This window comes from Caulobacter endophyticus (genome assembly GCF_003116815.1).
GTDB lineage: Bacteria > Pseudomonadota > Alphaproteobacteria > Caulobacterales > Caulobacteraceae > Caulobacter > Caulobacter endophyticus.
The window spans coordinates 12,482-32,286 of sequence record NZ_QDKQ01000057.1 but is presented as its reverse complement, the minus strand read 5'-3'; the positions used below and the strand labels follow the sequence as shown (position 1 = coordinate 32,286).

Below are 19,805 nucleotides of genomic sequence, written 5' to 3'. Positions count from 1 at the left end.
TTCCAGTTAGGTCAGGCGCGTCGGACGGCGTCCAGAAACGCCGTGATCAGAGCCGGGTCCTTTAGGCCCGGACCGCGTTCCACGCCAGAGGAAACGTCCACCAGCGGGGCTCCGGAGGCGGCCACGGCGGCGCCGACGTTCCACGGATCAAGGCCGCCGGCGAGGAAATGCGGGCGAGAAAATCGCCGGCCTTCCAGCAGGCTCCAGTCGAACCTTGCGCCGGTGCCGCCGGGCAGGGAAGAAGTCCCCCCCTGGCCTTCCACCGGCCGGGCGTCGAAAAGAAACTGCTCGGCGACGGTGTCGTAGGCGCGGGCCTGGTCGACGTCGGCCGAGGTGGAGACCGAGAAGGCCTTGATGACGCCGACGCCGCTGCGGGCCGCGATCTCGCGCACGCGGCTGGGCGTTTCCTTGCCGTGCACCTGGATCAGGTCGGGACGCATGGTCGCCATCAGCCGGTCGATCAGGGCGTCGTCGGGATCGACGGTGACGGCCACGGTCTGCACGCCGCGTCCGCGAACCGGCTCGACGAGCCGCTGGGCGGCTTCGGGCTCGACGTTGCGCGGGCTCCTGGCGAAGAAGACGAAGCCCAGATAGGCCGCGCCGCCGTCGAAGGCGGTCTTTACCGTCTCCGGCGTCGAGAGCCCGCAGATCTTGGCCTTGGTGGTCATCGGGAGGAGTTACGGTGGGGAAGGCGGTTGTGCAAGTCCTGTGGCCCTAACTCCCCTCCCCATCGAAGAGGGAAGGGAGAAGGAAGGGAGAAGAAGGAGGAACGAGGATCAGTCCCGCACCAGGCCGCCGTCCACCACCAGGTTCTGGCCGGTCACCGCGCGGGCCCAGGGGCTGGCGAAGAACAGCACGGCGTCGGCGAACTCGGCCGGGGTGGTGACCGAACGCAGGGGGGTCATGCCGGCGATCAGGTCGAAGACCGGCTCGGGCGTGGCGGCGCTGGCGCCGGTGACGCGCAGCAGGCCGCCGGAGACCATGTTGACGGTGACGCCGGCGGGGCCGAGGTCGCCGCAGGCCGTGCGGGTCAGCGACAGCAGGGCGGCCTTGACCGCGGTGTAGTCGTGATAGGGCACGACCGGGTTCTGGAAGAGGTTGGTGCCCACGTTGATGACGCGGCCGAAACCGGCCTCGGCCATGTCGGGGGCGGCGGCCTGGATGACGTTCAGCGCGCCCTTCAGCACGGTGACGTTCTGCTTCTCGAAGTCCTCCCAGGCGATGCTGGCCAGGTGCGCGCGGGCGTCGCCGTTGAAGCTGTAGTCCAGCGCGTTGTTGACCACCGTGGTCACGTGGCCGCCGAAGGCCTGCTTGGCGGCGGCGAACATGGCCTCGACGGCGGGGCGGTCGGCGACGTCGGCCTGGACGGCGATGGCGCGACCGGGGCCGCCCAGCTCGGCGGCGAGCGCCTCGGCGGCGTCCTTGCTGGCGCGGTAGTTGACGACGACGCGGGCGCCGTGACGGGAAAAGGCCCGGGCGATCTCGGCCCCGAGGCCCCGGCCGGCGCCGGTGACGAGGACGATCTGGTCGGACAGCTGCATATCTAGAGACTCCAAAACTCGGCCCGCAGGTCCCTTAACGCCGTTCGTCCAGGCTGGCGACGACGCCGAGTTCCGGCGAGGGCGGGGTGGGCAGGGGCGCCTGGGCCTCCAGCCGGCAGACCAGCCCTTCCTCGCGCCAGTCCATCCGGGCCTGGCCGCGCAGCTCGCCGCGCAGGCTGCGCTCGATCAGCCGCGAGCCGAAGCCGCGGCGGGTGGGCGAGCCCTCGACCCGGGGTCCGCCGGTCTCGGTCCAGGTCAGCGACAGGGCCCGATCGGCCGGATCGAAGGTCCAGTCCACCGCCACCGACCCGTCGAGATTGGACAGCGCGCCGTACTTCAGGGCGTTGGTGGCCAGCTCGTGGAAGACCAGCGACATGGTCAGGGCCCCGCCCGGCGGCAGGAAGCAGGGCGGCCCGGCCACCGACACCCGGCCGGCCGCGGCGGTGAACGGCGCCAGCGCCCGCTGGGCCACTTCGCGTAGGTCAGCGCCGTGCCAGCTCTCGCGGGTCAGCACGTCGTGGGCCAGCGACAGGCCAAGCAGCCGCAGCTCGAACTTCTCGAAGGCGGTGACCGGGTCGGGCTCGTTGCGCAGGGTCTGGGCGGCCATCGACTGGACGGTGGCCAGGGTGTTCTTCACGCGGTGGTTCAGCTCGTTGATCAGCAGGCGCAGCTGGCCCTGGTGGCGTTCCTGTTCGGCCTCGACGGCCTTGCGGGCGGTGATGTCGGCGATGATGGCGACGAGATAGGGCGCCTGGCCGCGCGGCTGCACCCGCGAGACGTTGAGCCGGATCCACAGCGAGGCGCCGTCGCCAGCCCGCAGGCGGCGCTCGGCGGCGTAGGTGTCGATGCGGCCCGACAGCAGCGCGCGGGCCTGGCCCTGCGCGCCGGCCAGGTCGTCGGGTTCGATCAGCTCGGCGGCGTTGCCGGCCAGCAGGTGGGCGCGCTCGTGGCGGGTGATGGCGCAGAAGCGGTCGTTGACCTCGAGGAAGGCGCCGGTCGGAGAGATCCGCGCCACGCCCATGGCCGCCTGGTCGAACAGCGCCTTGTAGCGGGCCTCGGCCGCCTCCAGCCGCAGGCGCGCCTCGACGGCGGCGGTGGCCACCTCGGTATAGAGCACGAGGCCGCCGATCGCCCCGTCCTCGGTGCGCCAGGGGGCCATCGACCAGCGGATCCACTCGACCCGGCCGTTGCGGTCGACATAGCGGTCGCCGGCGTCCTCGCGCAGCTCGACGCCCTCGTTCAGCACCCGCGCGTGCAGGTCGCGCCAGAACTGCGGGATCTCGTGGAACACCTCGTAGTGCACCCGCCCCAGCAGCGGCATGTCCGCCGGCAGCCCCTGGTCGGTCAGGTACTGGGCCGAGTGGGCGAGGTAGCGCATCGACCGGTCGAAGATCGCGATGCCCATCGGCGCGTGCTTCAGCGCCGTGGTCAGGCTGGGCGAAACCGTATCGATCATCGGGCCGGGCGGCCTCCGGGAACGGACGACGGGAGCGATATCATGGCCCTGTTCGCGCCAGAGGTGAAAGCGCCAATTCTCGCGTGGGCGCCAAGACGCTCCCCCTGAAGGGGGAGCTGTCGCGAAGCGACTGAGGGGGAAGTGGTCGCGGCGTTGGCGGGTGATCGGCTCCATCAGGAAACTCCCCTGGTGACTTGCGACCGCCTCCCAGGGGGATGGACTCACCTTCCGTAAAATCCCCGCTTTCGCGGGGATTTTACGGGTGTGGTGTGGGCCGCTGGGGCGTAACCGCTCCCTCTCGCTCTAGAAGAGGATCCGTGCCCAAGCCCCTCGGATCGAAATCCCGGCCCGGCGTGTTGCACCCGCGACCCCAAAGCCCGGAGACCCCGCCATGCTCGCCTCGTTCCTGATCGGCCTCGCGGCCGGCGCCCGCGCCCTGACCCCGTTCGCCGCCGTCAGCGACGCGGCCGCCAAGGGCACCCTGCCGGCGAACAACGGCGCGCCGTCGTGGCTGGGCCATCCGCTGGTCAGCGCCGGGACCAAGGCCCTGGCCGCCGGCGAGCTCTGGGGCGACAAGTTCAACTCGGCCCCCGACCGCATCGTCCCGGCCGGCCTGCTGGCCCGCCTGATCACCGGCGGCATCGCCGGCGCGGCCCTGGCGCCCAGGAACCGCGCGCTGGCCGGCGGCGTCCTCGGCGTCACCGCCGCCATCGTCGCCGCCTACGTCACCTTCGACCTGCGGATGGCGGCGCTGAAGCGCTACGGCCAGACCCCGACGGGGCTGGTGGAGGACGCGCTGACGGTGGCGGCGGCTAGGGCGGTGGTCGGCGGCGCACGACGATAGCTTTCGCCCGCTCGTGGTTGCGTGCGTCGCATCACTCCCGGTACGGTGAAGTTTAACCGGACGGGGGCGACGGTTTCGGCGGCGCGGGCCGTCGGGCGCTCCTCGCCTCGAGGATTGTGATGACCGACGTAGCGCATACCGGCCTCAGCGCCGACACCCAGGCCCTGATGGCTTTCGAGGCCAGCAAGAAGTCGACGGGCGTCACCTATCTGCTCTGGTTCCTGCTCGGCGGTCTCGGCGGTCACCGATTCTATCTCGGGCGCACGGGCTCGGCGGTCGGCCAGCTGGTGCTGAACATCTTCTCGTGGATGACGATCTGGTTCGGTCTGGGCTTCTTCACCCTCGCCGCCTTGGGTGTCTGGCTGATCGTCGACATCTTTCTGATCCCCGGCATGGCGCAGGAACACAACGCCGCCCTGATGAAACGCCTGAACGTGGTCTCGCGTCCGGCCGCGCCCGCCGCTCCGGCCGTGCCGCACATGGCCGACGAACTGGCCAAGTTCGCCGCCCTCAAGGACAGCGGCGCGATCACGCCCGAGGAATACGAGGTCCAGAAGGCCCGGATCATGGGCACGACCCTGCCGGTGGCGACCCCGGTCGCGACCACCGCCGAAGAAAGGGCTCCCGGCGCCGTCTAGGGCGCGAGCCGCGACAGGCGCGGGTCGATCCGGCGAGCCAGGTCCAGCGGGTAGGAAGCGCCCGCCGTCCAGCCCGCGCCTGGCGTTTCATGCAGGTACAGCACCCAGGTCTCGCCGACCCGGGCGATCGGCTGCCCGTCGTCGCAGGCGGTGCTCTGGCCGGTGCGGCCGATCTCGAACACCGCTTGGCTCACCGCCTTGCCCTCGATCGCCCCGGTGCGCCGCGCGCTCGCGGTCCAGGCCGGCCGTTCGCCCCGAAGCCGGTCGTCGGGGCCGGCGCTTTCGATCCGCGCGAGGATGACGGCGTCGTAGGCATGGGCCACACAGGCCTCGGGCGGCTGATTGACCCGGCAAGCCTCGGCGGCTCCGCCCGCGCTGCAGGCCAGGGTCAACGACAGGACGGCGAGCATTAGGCGGCGTGGCAGTTGGCGGCGCGGTCCGCAGACCGCGCCGGATTGCTCCCTACTCCTCCGCCTCCACCGGTTGGTCGTAAGCCGCCATCATCGCCATGTTGAGGATCTTCGACACCGAGGCGCCCAGCGGGCAGATCTGCACCGACTTGGAGAGCCCCAGCAGCACCGGCCCGATCACCGTGGCGCCGCCGAGCGACTGGACGAGCTTGGTCGAGATCGAGGCGGCGTGGATGGCCGGCATGATCAGGATGTTGGCGCTGTCGGTCAGGCGCATGAACGGGTAGGCGAGGCGCTTTTCGGGGTCGAGGGCCAGTTCGGGGGGCATTTCGCCCTCGTATTCGAACTCGACGCCCATCTCGTCCAGCGTGGCCACGGCCTGGCGCACCTTGTCGGAGCGCTCGCCCATCGGGTTGCCGAAGGTGGAGTAGCTCATGAAGGCCACGCGCGGCTTGAAGCCCAGGCGCGTGACGGCCGAGGCGGCCTCGCAGGCGATCTCCACCAGCTCGTCAGCGTCGGGCAACTCGGTGACGTTGGTGTCGGCCACGAAGATGGTGCGGCCCTTGGCCAGCACCACCGACATGCCCATGATCCGGCCGCCGGGCGCGGGGTCGACGACGCGTAGCACCTCGTCGAGCGCCTGGTCGAAGCTGCGGGTGACGCCGGTGACCATGCCGTCGGCCTCGCCCATCGTCACCATCGAGGCGGCGAAGCTGTTGCGGTCCTGGTTGATCAGGCGCTGGACGTCGCGCTTGAGGTAGCCCTGGCGCTGGAGCCGGGCGTAGAGGGCGTCGACATAGTCGGGGTTGCGGTCGGAGAGGCGGGCGTTGTGGATCTCGAGGCCGGCGGTGTCGGGGTCCAGGCCCACCAGGCGCATGTTTTCGTGCACCAGGTTCTCGCGGCCGCAGAGGATGGCCTTGCCGTAGCCGCCGGTCTGGAAGGCGTAGGCGGCGCGGATGACGGACGGCTCCTCGCCTTCGGCGAAGACGATGCGCTTGGGCTTGGCCAGCACGGAGCCGGCGATCTTCTGCAGGAAGCCGGCGGTGGGGTCGAGACGCTGGGCCAGGCTCTGGCGATAGGCGTCCATGTCGGCGATCGGGCGGCGCGCGACGCCGGTGTCCATGGCCGCCTGGGCCACGAACGGCGGCACGTACCAGATCAGGCGCGGGTCGAAGGCCGAGGGGATGATGTAGTCGGGGCCGAACTTCAGCTGGCGGCCGTGATAGGCGGCGGCCACCTCGTCGGGCACATCCTCGCGGGCCAGCATGGCCAGCGCCTGGGCGCAGGCGATCTTCATCTCGTGATTGACGCGGCGGGCGCGCACGTCGAGGGCGCCGCGGAAAATGTAGGGGAAGCCCAGGACGTTGTTGACCTGGTTGGGATAGTCGCTGCGGCCCGTGCCCATGATGGCGTCGGGACGCACGCGGTGGACGTCCTCCGGGGTGATCTCCGGATCGGGGTTGGCCATGGCGAAGATCACCGGATTGGGCGCCATGCTGGCGATCATCTCCGGCGTGAAGGCGCCCTTGGCCGACAGGCCCAGCAGGACGTCGGCGCCCTGGACGGCCTCGGCGAGCGTGCGCTTGTCGGTGTCGACGGCGTGGGCGCTCTTCCACTGGTTCATGCCGTCGGTGCGGCCGCGATAGAGCACGCCCTTGCTGTCGCAGGCGATGACGTTCTCGGGGCGCACGCCCATGGCCTTGATCAGGTCCATCGAGGCGATGCCGGCCGCGCCGGGGCCGTTCAGCACCACCTTGATGTCGGCCAGGTTCTTGCCGGTGATGTGGCAGGCGTTGATCAGGCCGGCGGCGCAGATGATGGCGGTGCCGTGCTGGTCGTCGTGGAACACCGGGATGTCGAGCAGTTCCTGCAGCTCGGTCTCGATGCGGAAGCACTCGGGGCTCTTGATGTCTTCAAGGTTGATGCCGCCGAAGGTGACGCCGATGTTCTTGACGACGGTGATGATCTCGTCGGCGTCCTTGGTGGAGACCTCGATGTCGATGGAGTCGACGTCGGCGAAGCGCTTGAAGAGCACGCTCTTGCCTTCCATCACCGGCTTGGAGGCGAGAGCCCCCAGGTCGCCCAGGCCCAGGATCGCCGTGCCGTTGGAGATCACCGCCACCAGGTTGCCCTTGGAGGTGTAGTCGTAGGCGGCGTCGGGATCGGCGGCGATCGCGTGCACCGGCACGGCCACGCCGGGCGAATAGGCGAGGCTGAGGTCGCGCTGGGTGGCCATCGGCTTGGTGGGGGTCACCGCCAGCTTTCCCGGCTGGGGGTGGCGGTGGAAGGCCAGGGCCTCCGCGTCGGTGAAGGTCTTGCGTTCCGCGTCGCTCATGGCGGCGTTTCCTGTCCTGCGTAGCCAGTTGAAATGGACCCGCCGAACGATGCGACGCGTCCTTATGCGAGGGTCAGCCTAGCGACGGGGACTGGGCGCTACAACCGGACAATATCAAATGGTACCGGTACAAACGCTTGTTGGGCAAAGGTTTGCGGTTTCGGCTTCGCTCCCGCTACGGAAGGGCGGCGGATAAATCCGTTGACCCCGGAGAGGGGGTGGGCGACGAGGCGCGGGCTTGTTTGCCGGAGAAGATCCCATGTCCTCGTCCCCCGTTCGGATCGCCGTCGCCGGAGCCCTGGGCCGCATGGGCAAGGCCGTCTCCGCCACGCTCGAGGGCCGCACCGACGCGGTCGCCGTGGCCCGCTTCGACCGTCCGGGCGCGGAAGGCGAGGGGCTGGTGGCGCTGGAAAGCGCCCTGGCCGACGCGCAGGCGATCATCGACTTCACCATTCCCGAGGCCTCGGTCGCCCTGGCCGAGACCATCGCCGCGGCCGGCGGCGGGATCGCCCTGATCATCGGCTCGACCGGCTTCACGGCCGAGCAGGACGCGCGCCTCACCAAGGCGGCCGAGACGGTGACCATCGTGCGGTCGGGCAACTTCTCGCTGGGCGTCAACATGCTGATGGGCCTGGTGCGCCAGGCCGCCGCCGCCCTGCCGGCCAGCGACTGGGACATCGAGGTCTTCGAGGCCCACCACAAGCGCAAGATCGACGCGCCGTCGGGCACCGCGCTGATGCTGGGCCAGGCCGCGGCCGACGGCCGGGGCGTGGTGCTGTCGGAGGTGGAGGACCGCGCCCGCGACGGCGTCACGGGGCCCCGCAAGGAAGGCTCGATCGGCTTTTCGGTGGTGCGCGGCGGCGGCATCATCGGCGAGCACAGCGTGATCTTCGCCGGCGAGAGCGAAAGCCTGACCATCGCCCACTCGGCCATCGACCGTGGCCTGTTCGCGCGTGGCGCGGCGGCCGCGGCGGTGTGGGCTCAAGGCAAGGCGCCGGGCATCTACGACATGCAGCAGGTGCTTGGTTTCAAGGCGGTCTGAGGCGCCGTCTCCCTTCCCCCATCGAGGGATGGGATTTGTTTCGGCTTCGTCGCTTTCCTGACTTTTCTCGAACTCAGGCCTCACAAACGCCACGGCTTGCGGCATGGTGCGGCCGATGGCCGAGCCGCACGCCGACCCCGATTCCGTCAAGACGCCCGCCAAGCCCAAGCGGGGCCCGCGCCTGAGCAAGGCCGCGCTGGCCGACGCCGGGCTGGAGGCGGTCTCCTTCGCCATGATGGCGTTCATCGCGCTGGGCATGTCCGCCTATGCCGGCCGGCGCGAGATCAGCCAGGCCCTGGCCGAGGCGTGGCTGGCCGAGCGCGGCATCGAGGGCCTGATCTCGGTCGAGAGCCTGGACGCCAGCGGCTTCGCCGGCTCGATCCGGCTGGGCCCCAAGAACGATCCCTATTTCTCGGCCAGGCGGATCGAGGTCGCCTACGACCTGCAGGCCCCGTGGTCGGGCGGGCCGTTCGCCATCGACACCCGGGCCGTGCGCATCACCAGTCCGCGCCTGCAGGCCCGCTATGACGGGCAAAAGCTGACCTTCGGCAAGCTGCAGCCGCTGATCGACGAGGCGCTGAAGTCGCCCGGCGAGGAGAAGGCGGGCGGGCCGGCGGTGCTGGTCGAGGACGCCCGCGTCACCCTGCAGACGCCGGGGGGCGTGGCCCGCCTGACCGGCGACGCCAGCCTCGACGATGGCCAGTTGCTGCGTCTCGACGCGGCGATCGCCGCCATGCGCTACGCCACCGAGGACCTGCAGGTCGAGCTGCGCGGGGCCGTGCTGAGGGCCCGCAAGCGCGGCGACCGCCTGTCGGTGGACGCCCGCGCCGAGGTCGACTCCCTGGACGCCGAGCAGGTCGACCTGGAGGGCGCAGACGCGCGGGTCGAGGCCGATGTGGCCTATCCCGACCTCAAGCGGCTGGCGGCCACCGGCCCGGCCGACGTCAAGCTGTCGATCAAGGCGCAAGGCTTGAGGGCCGGCGAGACCAGCCTCGACGACGTCGAGACCCGCCTGACCCTGGCGGGCCTGGTGGCCGGCAACTTCACCCAAGGCGGCGCGGCCGCGCGGCTGTCGGGCCAGGCCCGGGCCGGGCGGCTGGTGGCGCCGGGGCTGGAAGCGCGCAGCTTCACCGCCGAGCTCGACAGCGACGCCCTGCGGGTGGACTTCGACAAGGCCGGCGCGCGGGTGCTGGGGCCGGCGCGCCTGCGCGGCACGGCCGAACGGGCGGTGGCGGGCGGGGCCGCCCTGACCCGCTCGGCGATCGACATCAAGTCCAAGACCTTCGTGTTCAGCGCGCCCAAGGGGCGGCCGATGAGCGTGTCGGGTCCGATCCAGGTGGCGGCCGGCGTCGGCCGGGCGGCGCGCGACGGCCTGGGTCTGTCGGCGCTGGTGCTGGACGCCAGGGGCCGTTTCCAGGCGGGCGAGAGCCTGAGCCTGACCCTGGAGGGGCGGGCCGGAGCCGACGGGGCGGTGGCCGCCCCCGACGCCGAGCGCCTGACCGCCGGCCTGCCCAGCCCCGAATATGCGGCGGCGGCCCGCAAGGCCCTGGCCGACTTCTCGCTCGACGCCGACGACCTGCGGCTGGAGATCGGCGACGGCCGCGTGGCCGCCTTCGCCGGCAAGCCCGTGACGCTGGCTTCGGCCAGCGGCGCCAGGGCGACCCTGACGCCCGGCGGCGGCCGTCTGGTCGAGAGCCTGCATGGCGTCTCGCGCGGCGCGGCGACCCTGGCCCTGAAGGGCGGCGGCCTGCCTGAACTGACCCTGACGGCCAGCGGCTGGCAGGCCGACGCGCGGGGCTTTTCCTCGCCTGTCACCCTGGCGGGCACGCTGGACGTGCCGCCGGCGCAGGGGATCAGCGCCACGATCAAGGGCCAGGCCCGCGCGGCGGACGGCGTGTTCGACTTCCGCCTGGCCGCGTGCACGCCGGTGAAGGTGGCGGCCATCGAGGCGGGGGAGGTCGGCGAGCGGCCGATCCAGGATATCGCGCTCGATATCTGCCCGGTCGCCGCGCCGCTGGTGCGGGTGGCGAACGGTCGCTGGGAGGCCCAGGCCCGCTTCGCCAATGGACGCGGGACGATCACGGCCGCCGAAGCCAAGGCCGAGGGCGTGACCGGGACCTTCGTCGGCGGCGGCCAGGGTTTCGACCGCGCCGAGGTGCGGCTGACCGAAGGCCGGCTGGTCGACGCGGCCGCGGCCAAGCGCTTCGAGCCGGTGAAGGCGACGGGCAAGCTCAACCTGGCTTCCGGCGTGTGGAGCGGCGGCGTCGACGTCGGCACGGCCAGCGGCTTCGCCCTGGGTCGCATCGACATCCGCCACGGGGTGGAGAGCGGGCGCGGCTCGGCGCTGATCGACGCCTCCAACATCGTCTTCAGCAAGGAGGCGGGGCTGCAGCCGGTGGCGGTCAGCCCGATGGCCGCCTTCGCCAGCGAGGCCGAGGGCAAGGCCAGCTTCAAGGGCCGCTTCGACTGGACCGACAAGGGCGTGACCAGCAGCGGCGAGGTCTCGACCCAGGGGCTCGACTTCCGCGCCAGCCCGCTGGGCTTCGTGGCGACCCTGGCCGGCGACGTGAAGTTCGACAGCCTGGCGCCGCTGACCAGCGCGCCCGACCAGAAGCTGGCGGTCACCCGCATCGACTCCATCGTGCCGCTGGAGGCCGTGGGCGCGGTGTTCACCCTGGGCGCGACCTCGCTGAAGGTCAGCCAGGCCAGCCTGACGGCGGCCAAGGGCAAGATCTCGATCGAGCCCGTGGACGTGCCGCTGGACGGCGGCCCGATCAGCGGCGTCATCGTCATCGACGGCCTGGATCTGGGCGAACTGACCGCCGGCTCGACCCTGGCCGAGAAGGTCAAGCTGGACGCGGTGGTTTCGGGCCGGCTGCCGTTCGAGTTCAGCGCCAAGGGCTTCAAGCTGCTGGACGGCAAGCTGAACGCCATCAAGCCCGGCCGTATCTCGATCGCCCGCGAGGCCCTGACCGGCGTCGAGGCCAATCAGGGCGAGAGCGACAGCCCGGGCAATCCCAACAACCAGCCGCCGGCCGACGCGCCGGTGAACGCCATCCAGGACTTCGCCTACCAGGCCATGGAGAACCTGTCGTTCGACACCCTGGAGGCCGGCGTCAACTCGACGCCGAACGGGCGCCTGTCGATGCTGTTCCACATCAAGGGCGAGCACGATCCGAAGGTGGCCGAGAAGGCCCGGGTGGGCATCATCGAACTGATCCGCGGCAAGGCCTTCCAGCGGCGGATCCCGCTGCCGGCCAAGACGCCGGTGGACCTGACGCTCGACACCTCGCTCAATTTCGACGAGCTTCTGGCCGCCTGGGGCCGCCGTTTCGCCGAAGAAACCGAAGAGACCCGCCGTTCAGCGCCGGTTCAGCCGTGAACGACGAACATCAAGCCCGAACTGGAGACCAACGCATGCTCAAGCGCGCCCTGATCGCGACCCTGCTGGCGGCGGGAGGCCTTAGCGCCTGCACCCCGACCGTCCGCGTCAAGGTCGATCCGATCAATATCTACGCCAAGCTGGACGCCGACGTGCGAGTGCGGCTGGACAAGGAAGTCCAGACGCTGATCCAGCAGAACCCCAACCTGTTCTAAGCAAGGAGACCGCCATGATCCGCAAGACGATGACGGTTTTGGCCATCGCCGCCGCCCTGGGCGCGGTCGCCGCCGCCCCCGTGATGGCCCAGTCGGCCGCCGCCAAGGCCGCCGTTGACGCCGCCAAGTCCGCTGGCGCGGTCGGCGAGCAGGCCGACGGCTTCCTCGGCATCGTGTCGGGCGGCGACGCCGACCTGCGCGCCGCCGTGGCCGAGATCAACACCGGCCGCGCGGCCGTCTACAAGGACACCGCCGCCAAGACCGGCGTCACCGCCGACGCCGCCGGCCAGGCCACCGCCAAGCAGCTCTACTCGCGCCTGGCCGCCGGCCAGTACTGGAAGCCGCTCGGCGGCGGCTGGGTGAAGAAGTAAGGCTCAGATGCTCCCCCTGAAGGGGGAGCTGTCGCGAAGCGACTGAGGGGGAAGTGTCTGCTGAAGTTCAGCGGCGACTTCCCCCTCCGGCCCTTTGGGCCACCTCCCCCTTCAGGGGGAGGGTCTTCGTCAGCGCGGCGCCATGCGGATGCCGCCGTCCAGCCGCACGTCCTCGCCGTTGAAGTAGCCGCAGGTGATCATGGTCAGCGCCAGTTGGGCGTATTCGGCCGGGTTACCCAGGCGCTTGGGGAAGGGCACCGAGGCGGCCAGGGCGTCCTTCACATTGTCGGGGGCGGCGTTCATCAGCGGGGTGTTGAAGATGCCCGGCAGGATGGTGTTGACGCGGATGCCGTCGTTCATCAGGTCGCGGGCGATCGGCAGGGTCATGCCGATGACGCCGCCCTTGCTGGCCGAATAGGCCGCTTGGCCGATCTGGCCGTCCTCGCCGGCGACGCTGGCGGTGTTGACGATGGCGCCGCGCTCGCCGTCCTGCAGCGGCGGGAGGTCGAGCATGCCCTTGGCCGACTTGGCGATGCAGCGGAAGGTGCCCACCAGGTTGATCTGGATCACGCGGTCGAAGATATCGAGCGGGAAGTGCCTGGTCTCGCCGGTGGCCTTGTCGCGGCTGGCGGTCTTGGCCGCGTTGCCGACCCCGGCGCAGTTGACCAGGATCCGCTCCTGGCCGTGGGCGGCGCGGGCCTTTTCGAAGCCGGCGTCGACGTCGGCGTCGCTGGTGACGTTGACCTTGCAGTAGACGCCCCCGATCTCCTTGGCGACCTCTTCGCCGCGCGCCTCGTTCATGTCGAAGATGGCGACCTTGACGCCCTGGGCGGCCAGGGCGCGGGCGGTGGCCTCGCCGAGGCCCGAGGCGCCGCCGGTGACGACGGCGGCGACGGTGTTGTCGAGTTTCATGGACGTTTCCCCTGGGGTTGCGTTTAATTGCTGTGTTGAGGAGCGGTTTAACCCGATGAGCGCCGACGCCAAACCATCCCCCGACGTCAACGGCGGCGTGACGCCCGACGACGTGCTGGACCCGAGGAAGGCGCTCGTGCCGGCCACGGTGCGGGTCAACGAGCAGCGCGTCAGCCGCGGCTTCTGGCCGAAGATGCGCCGGGTGGCCACGAAGATCCCGTTCGCCGCCGACGCCCTGTCGCTGTGGTGGTGCGCGCGCGACCCCGAAACGCCGACGGCCGCGAAAGGCATGATGTTCGCGGCCCTGGCCTATTTCGTGCTGCCTACCGACGCCATTCCCGACGTGCTGCCGGCCCTCGGCTTCACCGACGACGCGGCGGTGATCGCCGCCCTGCTGGCCATCGTCGGCAAGAACCTCAAGCCCCGCCACAAGGACGCGGCCCAGGCCTTCCTGAGCAAGCTCTCCAAGGATGACTGACACCGTGCTGTGGGCGATCTGGGGCGTGTGCGCCCTGGCCTACGGCCTGGTGCTGGTCGAGCGCCCGCCGTCCTTCATCCGCACGCTGGTCAAGACCGCATCCACGGGCGCCCTGGCGGTGCTGGCCTATCTGGAGGGCGGGTCGGGCCTGCTGGCCGTGGCCTTGACCCTGTGCGCCCTGGGCGACGCCTTCCTGGCCGGGGATCCCAAGCGCTGGCTGCCGTTCGGCCTGGCGGCGTTCCTGGCCGGGCACGTGGTCTATGTGATCGTCTTCTGGCGCGAGCGCGCCGCGCCCGGCCAGGCCTTCTTCGTGCTGGCCCCGGTCGCGGCCGTGGTCGGGGCGGTGATGCTGCGGCGGCTGTGGGGGTCGCTCGGGCCGCTGCGGCCGGCGGTGCTGGCCTATGTGGCGGCGATCCTGGCCATGGTGGTCTCGGCAGCGGCCCTGCCGACGCTGCGCTGGCCGGCGACGGCGGGCGCGGTGGCGTTCATGGCCTCGGACGCGATCCTGGCCTTCGACCTGTTCAAGGGGGCCAAGCTCTTCGGTTCAGCCAGGCTCACCGCGTGGGCGGTCTGGTTCCTCTATATCGGCGGCCAGGCGGGGATCGTGCTGGGGATGCTACGGTAAGATCCTCCCCCTCCTGGGGGAGGTGGCCCGAAGGGCCGGAGGGGGGACGTTTTCAGCTTCCGCTGGATCGGACCGTCTTCCCCCTCAGTCGGCGGAGTTTATCCTCGGGCCGGCCCTTGGCCGGACCCGGGGGCGACAGCTCCCCCTTCAGGGGGAGCATCTGGTCCTCAATAAGCGCAGTCGTCGAACAGCTTGCCGATGTCGCCGCCCCATTCGCCGTGGAACTTCTCCAGCAGGCGTTCGGCCGGGGTGATCCCGCTGTCGGCGATCTCTTCCAGTTCGCCCAGATAGATGCTCTCGTCGAGGAAGCCGCCGTTCAGCTGGCCGCGGGCCTTCAGGCCCTGCTTGGCGATGGCGACGAAGTCCTTGGCGACGTCCTGCACGGTGCGGCCGGCGATCTTGGCCTTCAGGCCAAGGGTCGGCACGTCGCGGCGCAGGCCTTCGCGGTCTTCGACCGTCCAGTCCTTGGCCAGGTCCCAGGCCGCCGCCAGGGCCGCGTCGTCGTAGAACACGCCGGTCCATAGGGCCGGCAGGGCGCACAGGCGGCTCCACGGGCCGGCGTCCGCGCCGCGCATTTCCAGGTAGGTCTTGAGGCGAACTTCCGGGAACGCCGTGGTGGCGTGGTCTGCCCAGTCCTTGAGGGTGGCGCGCTCGCCGCCGACTTTCTCGATCTTGCCGTCGATGAAGTCGCGGAAAGACCGACCCGCCAGGTCGATATAGCGGTCGCCGCGCTTGGCGAAGTACATCGGCACGTCCAGCATGTACTGGGCGTAGCGCTCGAAGCCGAAGCCGTCCTCGAACACGAACGACAAAAGGCCGGTGCGGTTGGGATCGGTGTCGGTCCAGACGTTGGCGCGGGCCGAGAGGAAGCCGTTGGGCTTGCCTTCCGTGAACGGAGAATTGGCGAACAGGGCCGTGGCGATCGGCTGCAGGGCCAGGCTCATGCGGAACTTGGCGACCATGTCGGCTTCGCTCTCGAAGTCGAGATTGGCCTGCACCGTGCAGGTGCGCAGCATCATGTCCAGGCCCAGATTGCCGACCTTGGGCATGTAGTTGCGCATGATCACGTACCGGCCCTTGGGCATGACCGGCACCTCCTCGCGCTTCCACTGCGGCGAGAAGCCGACGCCCAGGAAGCCCAGGCCCAGCTCGTCGGCCACGGTCTTGACCTCGTCGAGATGGCCGCCGGTCTCCTCGCAGATGTCGTGCATGGTCAGCAGCGGGGCGCCGGAGAGCTCGAACTGGCCGCCGGGCTCGAGGCTGACATTGGCGCCGTTGCGCTCGAGGCCGATGATCACATCGCCCTCCATCACCGGCTTCCAGCCGAAGCGCTGCAGGCCCACCAGCAGGGCGTGCACGCCCTTGTCGCCCTCGTAGGGCACAGGCGCGTGGGAGCCCAGATAGAAGCCGAACTTCTCGTGCTCGGCCCCGACGCGGAAGGCCGACTTGGGCTTGCAGCCCTTGGCGAAATAGGCGGTCAGGTCTTCGAGGGTCAGCGGGCGCTGATCCAGGCTGGCGGTGTCGGCCATCGCCGTCTCCCCTAAAAACAGATGCTACAGGAGGGGAGGGGCCCAATTCCCCCCGACCGCCACGAAACGCGTGGAGCGCAGTTGGGCGCTGTCTTAGCCGACCTCAAGAGGGTCCGCCACAAATAGCGTTACCGTTCGGTCTCGCCTCGGCGGACGGTGGGCCGGAGCGCGACAAAAATCCCCGTTCTACGGCAGTGCGAAAGGTCCTAAGCATGGCCGTGGGAGCGGGCGGCGCCGCCGGACGTCACGAGGGGAATGCAGATGAAGTTCGCAGCACTGTTTGCGGCCGGCGCGTTGCTGGCCGCCGCGCCGGTCGCGCGGGCCCAGGAGCCGACGCCGGGCGCGCAATATATCGCCGCCGCCCAGGAAGCCGCCAAGGCGGGAAACAAGGACGAGGCCTTCCGGCAGATGGAGCTGGCGGCCAAGGCCGGAAACGTGCTGGTCGCCTATTTCCTGGGGCGGGCCTACGAGCAGGGCGGCGACGTGCCCCAGGACGAGACCAAGGCGCTGGCCTACTACAGCCAGGCGGCCAAGGGCGGGCACATGGACGCCGAGTATCGGCTGGGCATGCGTCACCTGAAGGGCGAGGGGCTGCCGCGCGATCGCGAAAAGGCCATCGACTACCTGGTCAGCGCCGACCGCCACGGCTCGATGCAGGCCGACGCCGAGCTTCGGACCATCGCGCAGGCCGAGGACCAGAAGCTGTCCTGCGCCAAGGACGCGGTGGCGCGCCTGGGATACGAGCGCGCGCGCACCACCACGGCGATGTTCGCCGACGCCAACGAGTTCGTGCGCTCGACCGGAAGGGGCGGCGACTTCGTCTCGGTCTACGGTCCCACCGATGGAAGCTTGCTCCCGACGTCGCGCTATCGGGCGGTGAGGCTGCTCGTCGAGGGATACCGCACCGTGCGCGAGCAGAAGGTCTCGGGCGGCTCGTCGAGCGTGACCTTCTACGAATACGAGGATCGTGGCGATCCGTCGGCGCAGGGGGCCAAGGACGCCGAGTTCGTGCGCAAGGCCTGCGGGCTCTAGGCGCGCCAATCCCCCGCCGCGGCCTGCCACAGCGTCATGGCGCTGATCGCGGCGGTATCGGCGCGCAGGATGCGCGGGCCCAGCGACACTGGCGTCACGAACGGCAGCGAGCGCAGGCGCTCGCGCTCCTCGGGGGCGAAGCCGCCTTCGGGGCCGATCAGGATGGCGGCGGGAGCGCCCGTGCCGGCCAGGGCCTCGATGGCGGGCCTGGCGTCGCCGCCCTCGTCGCAGAACACCAGGCGACGGGTCTCGTCCCAGCCGTCGAGGATCTTGTCGAGCTTCTCGGGATCGACGATTTCGGGCACGTCCATCCGGCCGGTCTGCTCGGCGGCCTCCATGGCGATGGCGTCCAGGCGGGCCAGCTTCATGTAGTCGACATTGGTGCGGCGGGTCGTGGTCAGGCGCACGCGGCGCGCGCCCAGCTCGGCGGCCTTCTCGACGATGGTCTCGACCCGGCCGCGCTTGACCATGGCGACGATGAGATCGAGGTCGGGAGTCGTGACCTGGGGCCGGGTCTGCTCCTCGGCCTTCAGCAGGCAGCCGCGCTTGCCGGCGTCGACCAGGCTGGCGCGCCACTCGCCGTCGCTCCCGTTGAACACCAGGATCTCGGCGCCGACGGACAGGCGCATGACCTGGACGAGATAGCGCGACTGCTCCTGGGTCGGAGCGATTCCGGCGTCCTTGGACAGCGGCTGGGGCACGAAAAGACGGATCATGCGCTCCTTCTAGCCCAGGTTCCTCTTTCGGGGGTAGGCTCGGCGTATGAGCAAGGACCGCGACTACGACGAAGAGCTGCGCGACCTTCAGATCGCGCTGATCGCCCTGCAGAAGCACGCCATCGACAAGCAGTGGAAGCTGCTGGCGATCTTCGAGGGCCGCGACGCCGCCGGCAAGGACGGCGCGATCTCCCGCATCACCGAGCACCTGCACCGAAGGCAGACCATCGTCGCGGCCCTGCCCAAGCCCAGCGACCGCGAGGCCAGCGAGTGGTACTTCCAGCGCTATGTGGAATGGCTGCCGGCCTGCGGCGAGGCGGTGATCTTCAACCGCTCCTGGTACAACCGGGCCGGGGTCGAGCGGGTGATGGGCTTTTCCACGCCGGCGCAGCAGGAGCAGTTCCTGCGCGACGTGCCCGGCTTCGAGCGGATGCTGGTCGAGAGCGGCATGCGCCTTTCCAAGTTCTGGCTCGATATCGGCAAGGACGTCCAGGCCGAACGGCTCAAGGCCCGGCGCGAGGATCCGCTTAAGGCCTTCAAGACCAGCGACCTGGACGCCGTCGCCCAGGCCAAGTGGGACGACTACACCGCCGCCCGAGACGAGATGCTGACCCGCACCCACACCGAGGCCGCGCCCTGGGTCTGCGTGCGAGCCGACCACAAGAAGGCCGCCCGGCTCAACATCATCCGCTGGCTGCTGCACGCGGCCGCGCCGTCGGGCAGTGCGGGCAGGAAGATCCTCAAGGGCGTGCCCGAGCCCGACCCCGAGGTCATCTTCCGCTTCGAGCCGACGGCGCTGGAGGACGGCCGGCTGGCGCGCTAGGCGGGCGAGGTTTCCGCGGAGGCGCTAGCCGACCGGCGCGACGCAGACGCCGTCCGCGCAGCCGTCTCCCGCTTCTGCCCGCGCGCCCGGTGAGCCCGCCTTCTCCGACTGCAGCAGCGCCTGGACGGCCGCGCCCAGGGTCAGGTCGGGCGGGTGGCCGAACAGCTGATGGACCAGCCGGCCCTGGCGGTCGAACAGCAGCAGGCTGGGCGTGCCCTGCAAGGCGTAGGCGGCCATCGTCTGGGGGATCGGGCCGCCGTCCGGGTCAGGGGCGTCGACGCCGACCGGGAACCTGATGCGGTATTCGTGCAGGAAGGCCTCGAGCGCGGCCGGGGTGTTGGCCTCGTGGTGCTCGAACACGGTGTGCAGGCCGATCACCGCCAGGTCGGACTCGGCGAAGGCCTCGCGCAGGCGCTGGGCCTGGGGCAGGGCGTTGGCGACGCATCCCGGGCACAGCATCTGGAAGGCGTAGACCGCCACGACGCGACCGGCCAAGACGGGCGGGAACAGCGGGCCGTCGGTGTTGAACCAGCGGACGGTCTTCAGGGGCGGGGGCGTGGAAAGCTGCGTCATCGGGACCTCGTGGCTTGTCCGCCATAGATGGGCGAAGCCGAGCGCCGGCCCAGGCCCGGTTCGGACAATCCGGCCGCGATCGTCCGGCGGGAATCTTCTAGCCGCCGTCGGCGCTCCAATTGATATAGATTAAATATGGAAAAGATGACTTTCGATCATTTCCATTTCGCGATTGTTCGAGCCTCGCCATTCTCTCCTTCGACGCCGCGGCCGCCGGGCCCGCCAAGGAGATTTGGACCATGTTCGCCACCCAGACGATCGCCGCCCGCGCCACCCAGACCGGTGAGATTTCGCGCAGCTTCTCGCCCCGTGAAGACGTCCAGGCCAGCGCCCTGCCCAAGCGCATCGCCGACCTGCTGCGCGACGCCCAGCGCACCGCCCGCGAGGACCGCGGCGAGGCCGAGCGCCGTATCCAGGAAGCCATGGCCCTGGTCCAGCGCGAAGGCCTGCGCCTGCTGGAAGCCGCCGCCCCGGGCGAACTGGACCGCGGGGGCCTGGCGCCCTGGCAGATGCGCCGCATCGACGCCCATCTGGCCGCCAATCTCGACGGTTCGGTGCGGGTGACGGACCTGGCCGCCATAGCCAAGCTCAGCGTCAGCCACTTCTCGCGCGCCTTCGCGGCCAGCTACGGCATGGCCCCGCGCGACCATATCCTCAACCTGCGCCTGGAGCAGGCCCGCGCCATGATGCTGGACTCGGCCGAGCCGCTGGGCCGCATCGCCATCGCCTGCGGCTTCTCCGACCAGGCCCACCTGTCGAACCGCTTCCGCCGGGCCTTCGACGTCAGCCCCAACGCCTGGCGCCGCCAGAACCTGCGCGGCGCGGCGCTGGCCGACATGGGCTCGGCCGACCCCGCCTACGCCTGAGGCGATAGCAGGATCCG

20 protein-coding genes are annotated in these 19,805 nt (G+C 70.4%); 11 read left to right on the top strand and 9 right to left on the bottom strand.

Annotated elements, in window-relative coordinates; translation table 11 throughout:
• Window positions 1-11: 11 nt before the first annotated feature.
• The 3 genes from DDF67_RS16605 to DDF67_RS16595 form a co-directional block, all read right to left on the bottom strand.
• Window positions 12-668, bottom strand: coding sequence for a phosphoribosylanthranilate isomerase (locus tag DDF67_RS16605; protein WP_109101970.1), 657 nt, complete (start codon window positions 666-668; stop codon window positions 12-14).
• A gap of 108 nt (window positions 669-776) precedes the next feature.
• On the bottom strand, window positions 777-1,541 hold the full coding sequence (locus tag DDF67_RS16600; protein WP_109101969.1) for a 3-oxoacyl-ACP reductase: 765 nt from the start codon (window positions 1,539-1,541) through the stop codon (window positions 777-779).
• 34 nt (window positions 1,542-1,575) lie between these two features.
• Complete coding sequence (locus DDF67_RS16595; RefSeq protein ID WP_109101968.1) at window positions 1,576-2,997, bottom strand: sensor histidine kinase; 1,422 nt, start codon at window positions 2,995-2,997, stop codon at window positions 1,576-1,578.
• Between the two features lie 391 nt (window positions 2,998-3,388).
• On the opposite strand from DDF67_RS16595, the gene DDF67_RS16590 reads away from it, so the two are divergent.
• Complete coding sequence (locus tag DDF67_RS16590) at window positions 3,389-3,841, top strand: DUF4126 domain-containing protein (protein WP_109101967.1); 453 nt, start codon at window positions 3,389-3,391, stop codon at window positions 3,839-3,841.
• Window positions 3,842-3,960: 119 nt separating this feature from the next.
• Window positions 3,961-4,479: an NINE protein gene (locus DDF67_RS16585; RefSeq protein WP_109101966.1), complete on the top strand. Its 519-nt coding sequence runs from the start codon at window positions 3,961-3,963 to the stop codon at window positions 4,477-4,479.
• On the opposite strand, the gene DDF67_RS16580 is transcribed toward DDF67_RS16585, so the two are convergent.
• On the bottom strand, window positions 4,476-4,889 hold the full coding sequence (locus DDF67_RS16580; RefSeq protein ID WP_109101965.1) for a hypothetical protein: 414 nt from the start codon (window positions 4,887-4,889) through the stop codon (window positions 4,476-4,478). The genes DDF67_RS16585 and DDF67_RS16580 overlap by 4 nt on opposite strands.
• 52 nt (window positions 4,890-4,941) lie before the next feature.
• The gene (locus DDF67_RS16575) at window positions 4,942-7,224 is read right to left on the bottom strand and encodes an NADP-dependent malic enzyme (RefSeq protein WP_109101964.1); all 2,283 of its coding nucleotides are present in this window, start codon (window positions 7,222-7,224) and stop codon (window positions 4,942-4,944) included.
• A 259-nt stretch (window positions 7,225-7,483) separates the two neighbouring features.
• On the opposite strand from DDF67_RS16575, the gene dapB reads away from it, so the two are divergent.
• From dapB to DDF67_RS16555, 4 genes are all read left to right on the top strand, one after another.
• On the top strand, window positions 7,484-8,266 hold the full coding sequence (dapB, locus tag DDF67_RS16570; RefSeq protein WP_109101963.1) for a 4-hydroxy-tetrahydrodipicolinate reductase: 783 nt from the start codon (window positions 7,484-7,486) through the stop codon (window positions 8,264-8,266).
• A gap of 115 nt (window positions 8,267-8,381) precedes the next feature.
• Window positions 8,382-11,648, top strand: a complete 3,267-nt coding sequence (locus DDF67_RS16565; RefSeq protein WP_146198048.1) for an intermembrane phospholipid transport protein YdbH family protein — start codon at window positions 8,382-8,384, stop codon at window positions 11,646-11,648.
• A gap of 35 nt (window positions 11,649-11,683) precedes the next feature.
• Window positions 11,684-11,863 (top strand): YnbE family lipoprotein, encoded by a 180-nt coding sequence (locus DDF67_RS16560; protein WP_109101961.1) that lies wholly within the window; start codon window positions 11,684-11,686, stop codon window positions 11,861-11,863.
• Window positions 11,864-11,877: 14 nt separating this feature from the next.
• On the top strand, window positions 11,878-12,234 hold the full coding sequence (locus tag DDF67_RS16555) for a YdbL family protein (RefSeq protein ID WP_109101960.1): 357 nt from the start codon (window positions 11,878-11,880) through the stop codon (window positions 12,232-12,234).
• 129 nt (window positions 12,235-12,363) lie between these two features.
• On the opposite strand, the gene DDF67_RS16550 is transcribed toward DDF67_RS16555, so the two are convergent.
• The gene (locus DDF67_RS16550) at window positions 12,364-13,146 is read right to left on the bottom strand and encodes an SDR family NAD(P)-dependent oxidoreductase (protein WP_109101959.1); all 783 of its coding nucleotides are present in this window, start codon (window positions 13,144-13,146) and stop codon (window positions 12,364-12,366) included.
• 55 nt (window positions 13,147-13,201) lie between these two features.
• Here DDF67_RS16550 and DDF67_RS16545 point away from each other — a divergent pair, with 55 nt between their 5' ends.
• Together DDF67_RS16545 and DDF67_RS16540 are read left to right on the top strand one after the other, a co-directional pair.
• Complete coding sequence (locus tag DDF67_RS16545) at window positions 13,202-13,624, top strand: YkvA family protein (protein ID WP_109101958.1); 423 nt, start codon at window positions 13,202-13,204, stop codon at window positions 13,622-13,624.
• The gene (locus DDF67_RS16540) at window positions 13,617-14,249 is read left to right on the top strand and encodes a lysoplasmalogenase (RefSeq protein ID WP_109101957.1); all 633 of its coding nucleotides are present in this window, start codon (window positions 13,617-13,619) and stop codon (window positions 14,247-14,249) included. The genes DDF67_RS16545 and DDF67_RS16540 overlap by 8 nt, the downstream gene beginning before the upstream one ends.
• A 167-nt stretch (window positions 14,250-14,416) precedes the next feature.
• Here the strand turns inward: DDF67_RS16540 and DDF67_RS16535 are convergent, their stop codons facing one another.
• A complete protein-coding gene (locus DDF67_RS16535; protein ID WP_109101956.1) occupies window positions 14,417-15,778 on the bottom strand; it encodes a glutamate--cysteine ligase in 1,362 nt (453 codons plus the stop codon).
• Window positions 15,779-16,039: 261 nt separating this feature from the next.
• Here DDF67_RS16535 and DDF67_RS16530 point away from each other — a divergent pair, with 261 nt between their 5' ends.
• The gene (locus tag DDF67_RS16530) at window positions 16,040-16,810 is read left to right on the top strand and encodes a tetratricopeptide repeat protein (RefSeq protein WP_158278067.1); all 771 of its coding nucleotides are present in this window, start codon (window positions 16,040-16,042) and stop codon (window positions 16,808-16,810) included.
• On the opposite strand, the gene DDF67_RS16525 is transcribed toward DDF67_RS16530, so the two are convergent.
• Window positions 16,807-17,526, bottom strand: a complete 720-nt coding sequence (locus DDF67_RS16525) for a 16S rRNA (uracil(1498)-N(3))-methyltransferase (protein ID WP_109101954.1) — start codon at window positions 17,524-17,526, stop codon at window positions 16,807-16,809. The genes DDF67_RS16530 and DDF67_RS16525 overlap by 4 nt on opposite strands.
• Window positions 17,527-17,572: 46 nt before the next feature.
• On the opposite strand from DDF67_RS16525, the gene ppk2 reads away from it, so the two are divergent.
• Window positions 17,573-18,349, top strand: a complete 777-nt coding sequence (ppk2, locus tag DDF67_RS16520; RefSeq protein ID WP_109101953.1) for a polyphosphate kinase 2 — start codon at window positions 17,573-17,575, stop codon at window positions 18,347-18,349.
• A gap of 24 nt (window positions 18,350-18,373) precedes the next feature.
• On the opposite strand, the gene DDF67_RS16515 is transcribed toward ppk2, so the two are convergent.
• Window positions 18,374-18,922 (bottom strand): thioredoxin domain-containing protein, encoded by a 549-nt coding sequence (locus DDF67_RS16515; protein ID WP_199229261.1) that lies wholly within the window; start codon window positions 18,920-18,922, stop codon window positions 18,374-18,376.
• Window positions 18,923-19,161: 239 nt separating this feature from the next.
• Here DDF67_RS16515 and DDF67_RS16510 point away from each other — a divergent pair, with 239 nt between their 5' ends.
• Window positions 19,162-19,788, top strand: a complete 627-nt coding sequence (locus DDF67_RS16510) for a helix-turn-helix domain-containing protein (RefSeq protein ID WP_109101952.1) — start codon at window positions 19,162-19,164, stop codon at window positions 19,786-19,788.
• Window positions 19,789-19,805 lie beyond the last annotated feature (17 nt).